General features: G+C 65.8%; 8 protein-coding genes. 2 read left to right on the top strand and 6 right to left on the bottom strand.

Annotation, left to right across the window (positions count from 1 at the left end; all coding sequences use genetic code 11):
- Positions 1-602: hypothetical protein (locus VGQ44_16285; GenBank protein HEV8448389.1), on the top strand; the 602-nt coding region annotated here is incomplete at its 5' end.
- A gap of 28 nt (positions 603-630) precedes the next feature.
- The gene (locus tag VGQ44_16280; protein ID HEV8448388.1) at positions 631-4,380 is read left to right on the top strand and encodes an FG-GAP-like repeat-containing protein; all 3,750 of its coding nucleotides are present in this window, start codon (positions 631-633) and stop codon (positions 4,378-4,380) included.
- Between the two features lie 582 nt (positions 4,381-4,962).
- On the opposite strand, the gene VGQ44_16275 is transcribed toward VGQ44_16280, so the two are convergent.
- From VGQ44_16275 to rho, 6 genes are all read right to left on the bottom strand, one after another.
- Positions 4,963-5,961, bottom strand: a complete 999-nt coding sequence (locus VGQ44_16275; protein ID HEV8448387.1) for a carboxypeptidase regulatory-like domain-containing protein — start codon at positions 5,959-5,961, stop codon at positions 4,963-4,965.
- A gap of 149 nt (positions 5,962-6,110) precedes the next feature.
- Entirely contained in the window at positions 6,111-7,970 is a 1,860-nt protein-coding gene (locus VGQ44_16270) for a tetratricopeptide repeat protein (protein ID HEV8448386.1), read from the bottom strand.
- A 38-nt stretch (positions 7,971-8,008) separates the two neighbouring features.
- A complete protein-coding gene (locus tag VGQ44_16265) occupies positions 8,009-8,797 on the bottom strand; it encodes a carboxypeptidase regulatory-like domain-containing protein (protein HEV8448385.1) in 789 nt (262 codons plus the stop codon).
- An 88-nt stretch (positions 8,798-8,885) separates the two neighbouring features.
- The gene (gene mltG, locus VGQ44_16260) at positions 8,886-9,953 is read right to left on the bottom strand and encodes an endolytic transglycosylase MltG (protein HEV8448384.1); all 1,068 of its coding nucleotides are present in this window, start codon (positions 9,951-9,953) and stop codon (positions 8,886-8,888) included.
- Complete coding sequence (gene ruvX, locus VGQ44_16255) at positions 9,954-10,385, bottom strand: Holliday junction resolvase RuvX (protein HEV8448383.1); 432 nt, start codon at positions 10,383-10,385, stop codon at positions 9,954-9,956.
- A 60-nt stretch (positions 10,386-10,445) separates the two neighbouring features.
- Positions 10,446-11,696, bottom strand: coding sequence for a transcription termination factor Rho (gene rho / locus VGQ44_16250; protein HEV8448382.1), 1,251 nt, complete (start codon positions 11,694-11,696; stop codon positions 10,446-10,448).
- Positions 11,697-11,811 lie beyond the last annotated feature (115 nt).

Genomic DNA, 11,811 nt, shown 5'->3' with positions numbered 1-11,811 from the left:
ATCGGTTCGCCGTCGCAATCGAGGACTACAACATGCGCACACGATACCTCGCCGCCTCGCTGACTGTCGCTCTGACGCTCCCGCTTCTTCCCGCGCTCGCGCAGCGAGGCGGCGGTGGAGGCGGCGGAGCGGGAAGCAAAGTCCAAAGGGGCGATAAAGAAGCAGACTACAGCATGATGAGCGGCAGCACGCTCAAGCTCTCGAACAAGGATCTCGAGAACATCAGCCCCATCAAGCTGTTGATCGACAAGAAAAAGGATCTCAAGCTCACCGACGATCAGGTCAACAAGCTCAAGGAGAAAGAGGACAAGCTCAAAGAGTCCATGAAGCCGTCGTTCGGCGCGCTCGACTCGTTGCGCCGTATCGCGACGCCGTCGAGCCGAACTCCGGACGCCGGCGACCAGGCGCGCATGATGGACACGCGACGCCAGTTCACTCAAGTCGTCAACGGCATTCGCATCCAGTACGACGCGGCGGCGACGGATGCGGCGTCGGTGCTCGATGAGACGCAGCAGAAGCAGGCGACGGACTTGTTCCAGAAGCAAAAGGCCGAGGCGGACGACATGATTCGCAGCAAGCTCGGCGGCCCCGGTTCGCACTAGCTCGACGCCGGGGCTGTCCCACATCGCGATGACGAAGCGACGCACGGCCGCGGGGCTGGCGATCTGCCTGTCCGCGGCCGTTGCCGCGTGCAGCGCTCCGCCGACGCCGCCGTGGCACCAAGAGACCGGCTATCGCTGGCGCGACCTCGTCGTGCCGCGCGGCGAGCCGGGATTCACGCCGATGCCCGCCAACAAGACGGGCATCCGTTTCGAGAATGACGTCAGCGATTCCGTACTGCTCGGAAATCGCATTCTTGGACAAGGCGCCGGCGTCGCCATGGGCGACGTCGACGGCGACGGGCTCCCCGACATCTTCCTCGCGAAGACGCAGGGGTGCAGCGCCCTCTACAAGAACCTCGGCAACTGGAAATTCGAGGACGTCACCAAGTCGGCCGGCGTCGGGGCGTGCGATCGCCACTCGACCGGCGCCGCCTTCGCTGACGTCGACGGCAACGGCACGCTCGACCTGATCCTGCTGTCGACGCGCGGGCCGAATTCGATTTTCCTGAACGACGGCCACGGCCACTTCACCGAGCACCGCGACCTCGGTCTCGACACGACCGGCAACGGCGGAACGACGATCACCATGGCCGACGTCGACGGCGACGGCCGCCTGGACATGTACGTCGCGAACTACAAGGCGTACAACATCGACGACAGCATTCCGCCGCAAAAGCGCGCGTTCAACCAGATGGTGCGGCAGGTCGGGGGCGGGGGAGGCGCGGGGCCGAACAAGTTCGAGATCGTTCCGGAGTTTCGGAACGACTACAAGATCGTGATGCGCCCGGACATGGGCGGCATGCGCATGACGCAGCGCGGCGCCGTCGACGAGTTCTACACGAACGACGGCCACGGTCACTTCACCAAGGTCCCTTTCGCCGGCGGACGCTTCGTCGATACCACGGGGAAGCCGATCGCCGAGCCGTCGGAGTCGTTCACACTCGACGCCAAATTCGTCGACCTCAATGGCGACGGATTCCCGGATCTCTACGTCAGCAACGATTTCGAGGATCTCGACGAGATCTGGTGGAACGACGGACACGGCCACTTCAAGCGGGCCGGCTGGAACGCGCAGCGGGAGATCAGCAATTCGGCGATGGGCGTCGACGTCGCCGACGTGAACGGCGACGGCAAGCCCGACATCTTCGTCACCGACATGCTGAGCAACGACACGCATCGGCTGCGCACGCAGATCCCGACGCACACGGCGTTGCCGAAGAAGCCGGGCGACGTCGAGACGGAGCTCCAGCATCAGCGAAACACTCTCTTTCTCAACCGCGGCGACGGGACGTTCGCCGAGGTGGGGATGTACGCCGGAGTGCAGGCGAGCGGCTGGTCGTGGGGCACGATGTTCATGGACGTCGACCTCGACGGCCGTCCGGATATCCTCGTCGCCAACGGACATCTCTGGGACATCATGGACGCCGACGTTCAGGAGGCGCTCCAGAATCGTCTGTTGAGCTTTCCGTGGCAGCGGTTGCGCTGGCAATTTCCGCCGCTGCCGCTCAAGAACGTCGCCTTTCGCAATCGCGGCGACATGACGTTCGAGGACGTGAGCGCCAAGTGGAACTTCGGCGTCGACGCCGACTACTCCCACGCGATCGCGGCCGCGGATCTCGACGGCGACGGCGACTTGGACGTCGTGATCAACCGGCTGCGCGCTCCGCCGCTCGTGCTTCGCAACAACGCGTCGGCGCCGCGAGTCGCGGTACGGCTGACCGGCGACGCGCCGAACACCCAAGCCGTCGGCGCCAAGGTTCGCCTGCTTGGCGGCGCGGTTCCCGAGCAGGAACGCGAGATCGTCGTAGGCGGGCTCTACATGTCGCACAGCGACTACGAGGTCTCGCTGGCGATGGGCAAATCGGACAGCGCGACGCTCGAGATAGACTGGCGCGACGGCAAGCGCACGACGCTGCACGGTGTGAAGCCGAATCGCCTCTACGAGATCTCGCAAGCTACGGGTGGACCGGTGGACAGGTTGACGGGTGGACAGCCATCCGAGGGGCGCCAGCAGGGCGACACGCTGTCCACCAATCTACCTGTCCACCCGTCCACCCTCTTCGAGGACGCGACGCCGCAGCTGGGCGGACACACGCACGTCGATCCCTGGTTCGACGACTGGGAGCGGCAGTTCCTGTTGCCCAACTCGCTCTCGCAGCTCGGGCCGGGCGTCGCCTGGTTCGACTACGACGGCGACGGCTATGAGGATTTGCTCATCGGCGCCGGCAGCGGCGGACGGCTGGGCGTCTTCCACAACGAGCACGGCCGGCTCGTGCCCAAACCGTCGCAGGGGCCGGTGGCGCCGGCGGACTTCACGACGGTGCTCGGTACGTCGCTCAACGGATCGAGCTCGGTGCTGGTCGGCGTGGCGAACTGGGAAGTAAAGGGCGGTGAGACGCCGGCCGCGCTCCAGGTTGCGGCAGGCGCGCGCGGCGTCGCGTCGGCGGCGACGACCGTCGTGCCGCCGCAGCCGTCGTCCACGGGCCCGATGGCCGTCGGCGACTACGACGGCGACGGCACACTCGATTTGTTCATCGGAGGGCGCGCGATCGCTGGACAGTACCCGTTGCCCGCGTCGTCGGAGCTTTATCGCAACATTCGCGGCGCGTACGTGCTCGACACGGCGAATACGCGGCTGCTCAAGGACGTCGGCATGGTCTCGGCGGCGATGTTCGCCGACATCGACGGCGACGGCCATCCGGATCTCGTGCTCGCGCGCGAGTGGGGATCGATTCTCGTTCTGCTGAACCGCAACGGCACGTTCGTCCCGGCGCCCGACTCATGGGGCTTCAACCGCTGGACGAGCCGCTGGATCGGCGTGGCGGCGGGGGATCTGGATGGCGACGGCAAGCTGGACATCGTCGCGACGAGCTGGGGTCGCAACGTGCCCGCCAAGGCCGACACCGCCGATCCGCTGGTGATGGTCTACGGCCGTTTCGCGCCGAACGCGGAAGAAGAGATGGTGATCGCCAAGAACGATCCGCGGGTCAAGGGCTTGGCGCCGCTCAACAGCTACGCACGTGTGAGAAGTGTGATGCCGGATCTCGCGACTCGCATCACGACGTTCGGAAACTTCGCCGACGCGACGTTGGACCAGGTGCTTGGCCCGCACCTCGAGGAGGTGCAGCGCCGGTCCGCGGCGACGCTCGACAACATGGTATTCCTCAATCGCGGCGATCACTTCGAGGCCCACCCGATGCCGATGGAGGCGCAGCTGGCTCCCGCGTCGTACGCCGGCGTCGCCGACTTCGACGGCGACGGAAACGAAGATGTTTTCCTGAGTCAGAACTTCTTCCCGACGGCGGTCGGCCTGCCGCGCTACGACAACGGACGCGGTTTGTTGCTCAAGGGCGACGGCAAAGGCGGACTTACGCCGCTGTCGGGTGCGCTGTCCGGAATCGAGGTGTACGGCGACCAGCGCGGCGCCGCATACGCCGACTTCGACCACGACGGCCGTCTCGATCTCGCGGTATCGCAGAACGGCTCGAAGACTCGCCTCTTCCACAATCGCGGCGCCAAGCCCGGCCTCCGCGTCCACGTCGCCGGTCCCGCGTCGAATCCGGATGCGATCGGCGCGCAGGTCCGCGTGATCTACGGCGATCGCATGGGACCGGTGCGCGAGATTCAGGCTGGTTCCGGCTACTGGTCGCAAAACGGTGCGACTCAGGTGTTCGGCCTCTCCGGAACTCCGACGCAAGTCTGGGTTCGCTGGCCCGGCGGCGGCGAAACGAAAACGCCGGTAGCGGCGGGGGCGAGGGAAGTCGTCGTCAAGCGATAGAGGTGGACGGGTGGACGGGTGGACGGGAAACACTTCCTGTCCACCCGTTTGCGCGTCGAGTCGGTCAACGTCGATTGCGCGTCGTCTGGCGTGCACTTCCCGTGGTCGGACCTGCATCGCGCTGCGTTCACCGTCCCTGGCGCTTCGGTCACCGGCAGTTCGCTTTTGTTCAGCGCCCATTTCCTGTTCGCCAGCGCCCGTTTCGCTTCGTCCAACCTCCATTTCCCTTCGTTCCCCGTTCATCCGCGCTTGTTCACCGTTCATCCGCGCTCGTTCACCGTCCGTGGCAGCTCGTGCAACGTCCGTTGTGGTTTGTTCAACGTTCGTGTCGGCTGATGCGCCGCTCGTTTCCGTTTGTTCAAGCTCCTTGTCACGTCGTGCAACGGGCATTTCGCATCGCTCGACGTCCATTTCCGGTTGTTTGAGCTCCACCGACGGGCGGACGGGTGAAGGGGTGGATGGCGGATGCTCTTACCGTCGATTCGTCGAGTCGCGAACCCAACGACCCAACAACGCAACGACCGGTCACCATCGCCGTCCACCTGTCCACCCGTCCACCTGTCCACCCGTCCACCCGTCCACCTACTTCCTCAGCCACACGAATACCGTCGCCCCGCAGACGTTCGCTGCCTGCGCTTGCCCGCGGATCGGCTGATTTCGGTTGATGCTCGTCACGGTACGGCGGGGCGGAGGGGCCGTGTACGTCTCCATCGCCTCGATGTCCGCCGTCTCGATCGCCCAGAGGGGAAGTCGTCGCGGGCCGCCGTCGATGATCGCGGAGCAGGTGTCGTCCATGCGCTTGCCCGCGCCGACCTGCGCGAGCTGGATGCCGTCCTCGATTCCCATGCGGTTGATGTCTTCGCGCGTGTAGATGTTCGACCACACCGGATTGCGCCGCGCGAGGCGCGCGGCGAGCGCGTCGAACGCCATCGCGTCGCGATTGTATTGTCCGACGTTCGTCGGCGTGAGCCACACGGTCATGCGCCGGCCGCTGTCGTTCGGGATCGTGACGCTCACGAGGCGCGTGCGGTAGCCCGGGCGCGAGACGTTCACCATGTACTTGCCCGGCTTGAGGTCGAGGAAGAAGCGGCCCATCGAGTCGCTCAGCGTGCGATGGTCGCTCGCGATGACGGAGATCTGCGCTTCCGAGACGATGTTGTACGCCGTGTCGCCGATCACGCCGCTCAACCCGCCGCGCACGACGGACGACACCACCGGCGGCAACGCGCGAATTCCCGGCAGCAGCGAGAACGCCACAACGCCGCCCTTGTCGTCGACCGTCGTGGATTGCGCCTGCGGGTAGTAGCCGAGCCGCCGCGCGACGACCTGATACGGGCCCGCCTTGACGTCATCGAAGCGAAAGGTCCCGTCGGCTCCGCTCATCGCATGTCGCTTGAGCGACGAGATGGTGAGCTCGACGCTGTCGATCGGGTTGCCGATCGTGTCGGTCACGACGCCGACCAGCGTCTTCGGCCCGGCCGGCTTGGGCGGCGACGGCTGTTGTGCGCGGACTGACGTCGTCGCGAGCACTCCAGCCACGACCGACCACCACAGACTGTGCAAGGATCTGCGAGGAGGCACGAGCTCTTTCCCCTGTGTCAGAGGCGGACCGCTGCTGCGCTCAAATTGTATACGGTCGCGCCCTGTCCGGCGTTCCACCCGTCCACCCGTCCACCCGTCCACCCGTCCACCCGTCCACCCGTCCACCCGTCCACCCGTCCACCCGGGCACTACGGCTCGCGGCTCGCCGGCGGGGCTGTCCGATCGTGCTGATCGAGCGCCGGGCGCGTACTCTGCATCAAACGTGTGGCGCGTTCGAGATACGCCGTCGCATCGGCGTTTCCAGGGTCGATCGCGAGAGCGGCCCGAAAATGCTGGGCGGCGTCGGCGTATTTCGATTCACGGGCGAGGGCGACGCCCCAGTTCACGTGCGCGTCGGCGCTGGCAGGCTGCAACGCCAACGCGCGCTCGTAGTGCGGAATCGCCGCGTCGCTGCTGTCGAGACGCACGAGCGCGTTTCCCCAGTTGACCTCCGCGCTCGCGTTGTCGCCGTTCAATGTGAGGCAGCGGCGATAGTGCGCGACCGCGCTGTCCATCAGCCCCATGCTCGCGAACGCGATGCCGAGATTGTTCTCCGCCACGTCGTATTCCGGTTTCAGCGCGAGGGCCCGCTCGTACTCCTTGATCGCCTCAGGGGCTCGATCCTTCCGGGTCAGCCCAACACCGAGGCCGTTGTGCCCCTCGGCGTACTCGGGTGCCAGCGCGACGGCTCGTTCGCTGAACGCGATTCCTTCGTCCACTCGGTCCTGCTTGTAGCGCACGTTGGCCATCCCGCTCTGGGCGATCGCCGACGCGCTGTCCACCTCGAGGACGCGGCCCCACAATGTTTCGGGGCTGCGCCACACCTCGGTCTGGGTCCACGTGAGAGTGGCGAGAATTCCCAGCACCACGGCGGCGCCGAGGACGGAAATCAGCGCTCGCGGTCGCGGCAACATCAGAAAGGCCGTCGCGCCAAGGATCGCCAGCGCGGGGGCGGCGTGATACGTGTAACGGTCAGCCGCGATCTGCGGGCCGTTCTGCACGACGCCGAGCATCGGCAGTGAGATGACCGCGAACGCGACCAGAGCCGCGGTCACCGCCGGTGCACGCCGTCGCGACAGCCAGGCGACCACGACGAGGCCCACCACAGTCGCGTAGCCGAGCAGGAAACGAAGCTCGCCCGGGTCGACGTGCTGCGGCATTTCGTAGAGCGGAGACAAGCCGGCGGGGGCGATCGTTTTCCATGTATAGAACGCCAGGCTGTACGCCGACACCGCCACTTTCTGGACGAAGCTCAATTGGTCCGGCGGATGCAAGGCGACGATCGACAGCGCGGCGGCGCCGGCGGACAGCACGGCGAACGGAATCAGTTCCCGGTACACGCGTCGCGCGGCCTCACTCCACCAGCCGGACGCCCCCCCCAGGCGCTTGAGCGGATAGACATTCAAGATCGCCAATACCGCCGGCACCGTCATCGTCGTCGCCTTCGACAGCAGCGCGCACGCGAACAGCACGACGGCGCCCCAGTAGCGAGTCCTTGCTCGTTCCCGGCTGATCGCGCCCAGATAGGCGAGGATGCTCGCCATCGCGAAGCACGCCGACAGCACGTCACGCCGTTCGGTTGCCCACGCGACCGATTCGACGCGCAATGGATGGAGCGCGAACAACAGCGCGGCGATTGTCGCGCCGAGCGTGATCAGGTCATCGCGTCCCCCCCCCTCGAGGCGGCTCCAACCGCTCTTCTCGAACAGCCGGCGCGCGATGGCGTAGACCAACACCGCGTTCGCCGCGCCGAGGAGGAGATTCGTGAGATGATACCCGAGCGGATTGAGTCCCCACAGCGTGTAGTCGAGACCGAGCGTCATCCACGACAGGGGAACGAAGTGCCCCATGTGGAACGTCGTCCACATCCAGTGCAGCTGGGCCGGTCCGAGACCCCGGAAATGCGGATTGTCGACGAAGTTTTTGTCGTCGTCCCAACTCACGAACCCGTTGTTGAGAACTGGCAGGAACGCGAGGACGGTGACGGCGGCGATCGCGAGTGGGATCATCCACCGTCGCGAGGCGCGCGCCGCCGGCCCGCTCGACTTCACTGGCCGGGAAGACGACTCCAAACGACGATCGTTCCGCAGAAGGTGTTTTGCGTGTTGCCTTGCCAGAATTGGGCGGGAGTCGTGGATGCGCCGCGATAGAGCTCGATCCCTTCGATGTCGTTCGCCGGGATCTGGTCGAGCTCCATGTTGCTGACGTGCTGGCCGTCCAACCAGAGGTTCGGCGGACAGTCGCGATGATTGATCGACGAGGTTCCGGTAAAGCGCACGGTGTTGTCGCCGCTTCGGTTCCGGTAGAGCTGAATGCCCGGCACGTTGCGAAGCGCGTCGGTCGAATGCGTGCTGCGCAGCTCGTCGAGCTGCTGCCGCGTGATGAATGTGCCGATTCCCTGCGTCTGCCGCACGTAAAAATCTTCGACCCCTTGGCGGCGATGACGTTCGACGGCGTCGACCGCGATCGCCTGCAACACCTCCGGCTGCGCGACGAGCACGACCTTCACTGAATCGTTGCCGCCGCCGGACAGCACGATGGTCTGCGTCTGCGGGAGGTAGCCGAGCCGGCGAATCGAGATCTCGAGCTCGCCCTTTGGAAGCTTGGTCAGGGTGAACTGTCCCTTCGCGTTCGAGCGCGCGACCTGCTTGATCGACGCGGCAAGAATGTCGGCGCTCTCGATCAGCGCTCCGTCGGCCGAATCCACGACGACACCTCGCAGCACGCCGTTCTGCGCCGCGCTCGGCCGCGCCGCCGTCGTGGCGGCCAAGCCAACGCAGCAGGCGAGGAGGAGGCGGGAGCGACTTCCCAACTTCGGCACCGCGGCGAACCGCATTGTGCGTCCTGCGTTCGAGTGAGTGGACTCGCGGGCGAAATTACGGTTGCGCACACGACCCCGCCACTACACCAACGTCGTACGAATCCTATTTGGGGCGAAGCGTATCCCGGCGTCCGCCGACGGCGTCCACGGAATCCCAGGCCCGGCGCGCCAGCGCGACGGCCCTCTCGTGGCTGGCCAGATCCGCCCGGAATTCGTGGTGCCCATCCGGGAAAGCCACGAAGTACTTGAATGGGACCGTTGCCGGGTAGAGCGCTGCCTCGATGCTCGGCTTCCCCGGCGACGCAATCGGCCCCGGCGGAAGCCCCTTGTGCTTGTAGGTGTTGTATGGAGACTCGACTTCGAGATCCTTATAGAAGACGCGCGCCACGTGCTTGCCCAGTGCGTACTGGACCGTCGGGTCGGCCTGCAGCAGCTCGCCCTGGCGGAGCCGGTTGAGATAGACCGCAGCAATGACGGGCCGTTCTTCCGGGACGCGCGCCTCCTTCTCGACGAGCGACGCGAGCGTCATGACCTCGTTGCGCGAGAGATGGATCGTGTCGAGGCGGGCGGTCCATTCCGGCTTCCACACCTGCTCGAAGCGGCGCACCATCGCCGCGACCGCGGCGCGCGGCGTCGTGCCGTCCGGAAAGACGTAGGTATCGGGAAACAGGTATCCCTCGAGCGTCGGCGTGGCCAGATCGAGCGATTGGCGCAGTGCGCTGTCACGCCCGGCGGCGACGATCGAGTCATGCGTCGAGCCGAGTTTGGTTTCGAGAGCGGATTCGATTTGGGTGAGCGAGAATCCTTCCGGGATCGTGACGATGTGGACGAGGCCTTTGCCCGCCCGCAGCGCGTCGAGCACGTAGCTCCAGCTCGCGTTACGGTGGAAGAGATACGTCCCGGCGCGAATGCCGCGGTCGTTGCCGCGGAGTGAGGCATACAGTCGGAATCCGCGCGCGAACGAGATCACGTTCGCGCGCGACAGCGACTCGGCCGCGACGCGCATCGTCGCGCCCGGCGGAATCGTCACACGCACGTTCGGCCCGTGTCCCGCGCCGCAGGCCGCGAGAATCGCCGTGACGCCGGCGAGCGCGACGACGCGCATCGACGCTTGCGCGACGACGCCACGAGGCCTCAGCCCGTCCACCAGTTCACGAATCTGGCTGTTCACCTAGTTTGGGCGATCGAGCACCCTTTGCAGTAACACGGCCGCGGCCAACGCATCGACGTCGCCCTTTCGCCCGCGAGTGGATCCGCCCATCTCGCGCACGGCGCGCAGCGCGACTGCCGTCGTGTAGCGTTCGTCCACGAGCTCGACCGGCTTGCCCGATCGCTCGGCGATCTTTTCCGCGATCAGTCTCACTTCTCTCGATCTCGGCGTGTCTTCTCCATCGCCGTCGAGCGGCAATCCAAGAACGAATCCTCGGGCCTCGAGCGCCTCCGCTCGCCGCAGGATTTCGGCAACCGGCGGACGCTTTCCGACCCGACGGATGATCGTACCCGCCGGCGACGCGATCGTCCCGCTGGGATCGCTGATCGCGAGCCCGATGCGTCGTTCGCCGTAGTCGATCGCCAAGAGGCGGCCGCGGGACTCATGCGGCATTTATGCCGGTCTCCGCGCTCCCCGCACCCTCTCCGCACCCCGCTCTGCGCACTCCGTTCGCTACCCTTGCGCCATTTGCTGGAAGAACTCCTTGTTGTTCTTCGAGCGGGTCATCTGCTTGAGCAGGAATTCCATCGCCTCCGCCTCGGGCATGTCGGCGAGGAAATTCCTGAGCAAGTACACGCGGTTGAGCTCCTCCTGGCTGAACAGCAGCTCTTCCTTTCGCGTGCCCGACTTGCCGATGTCGATCGCGGGATAGACGCGTCGCTCGGCGATCTTCCGGCTGAGCACGAGCTCCATGTTGCCAGTTCCCTTGAACTCCTCGAAGATGACCTCGTCCATGCGCGAGCCGGTCTCGATGAGCGCAGTGGCGATGATCGTGAGCGACCCGCCCGTCTCGATGTTGCGCGCCGCGCCGAAGAAGCGCTTGGGGTTTTCGAGTCCCTTGGCGTCGACGCCGCCCGAGAGAATCTTGCCCGACTGAGGCGTGACCGCGTTGTGCGCGCGCGCCAACCGGGTGATCGAGTCGAGCAGTATGACGACGTCCTTCTTGTGCTCGACGAGCCGCTTCGCGCGCTCGATCACCATCTCGGCCACCTGCACGTGGCGAGTCGCCTCCTCGTCGAAGGTGGACGCGATGACTTCGGCGTCGACGTTGGCGATCGTGTCCGTGACCTCTTCGGGGCGCTCGTCGATGAGGAGCATGATGAGCGTGACTTCCGGATGATTCTCGACGATCGCGTTGGCGATCTTCTGCAGCAGGATCGTCTTTCCCGCGCGCGGCGGCGAGACGATCAGTCCTCGTTGGCCTTTGCCGATCGGCGCGATCAGGTCCATGATCCGCGTGCTGAGATCGCCGTCCTTCGTCTCGAGACGCAGCCGTCCCTCGGGATAGCGCGCACGCAGGCTGTCGAAGGTGACGCGCCCCTTGGCGACTTCGGGCGGATCGTCGTTCACCGTCTCGACCTTGAGGAGCGCCAGGTAGCGCTCCCACTCCTTCGGCGGGCGAACTTGGCCCGAGACCATGTCGCCGGTCTTCAAGTCGAATCGCTTGATCTGCGACGGCGAGACGTAGATGTCGTCGGGACCGTACAGGTAGTTCCAGTCGGGGCTGCGCAGGAAGCCGTAGCCCTCGGGGAGAATCTCCAGCACGCCTTCGCCGGTGAGCGCGACGTTCACCTCGAGCAGCTTCTGCTCGATTCGGAAAATGAGGTCCTGCTTTCGGAGGCCGTCGTCGATGTCCACGAGATACGATGACGCCATCTCGTGGAGCTCTGGGACGGACTTCCGCTTCAACTCGGCGATGTTCAAAGGGGGGTGGGGGGCGGGGACACTGGCGCGACGGTGGGTATCGCGTGCTGCTCCGAGGCGGTCTGTGAGAGGAATGGGCCGTTGGCCCTAGATCCGAATGCGAGTTCAGCGCCAG

The organism is Gemmatimonadaceae bacterium (genome assembly GCA_036003045.1).
Taxonomy (GTDB): domain Bacteria; phylum Gemmatimonadota; class Gemmatimonadetes; order Gemmatimonadales; family Gemmatimonadaceae; genus JAQBQB01.
Note: the sequence above shows the minus strand (reverse complement) of the source record. Positions and strands in the feature narration are given on the sequence as shown.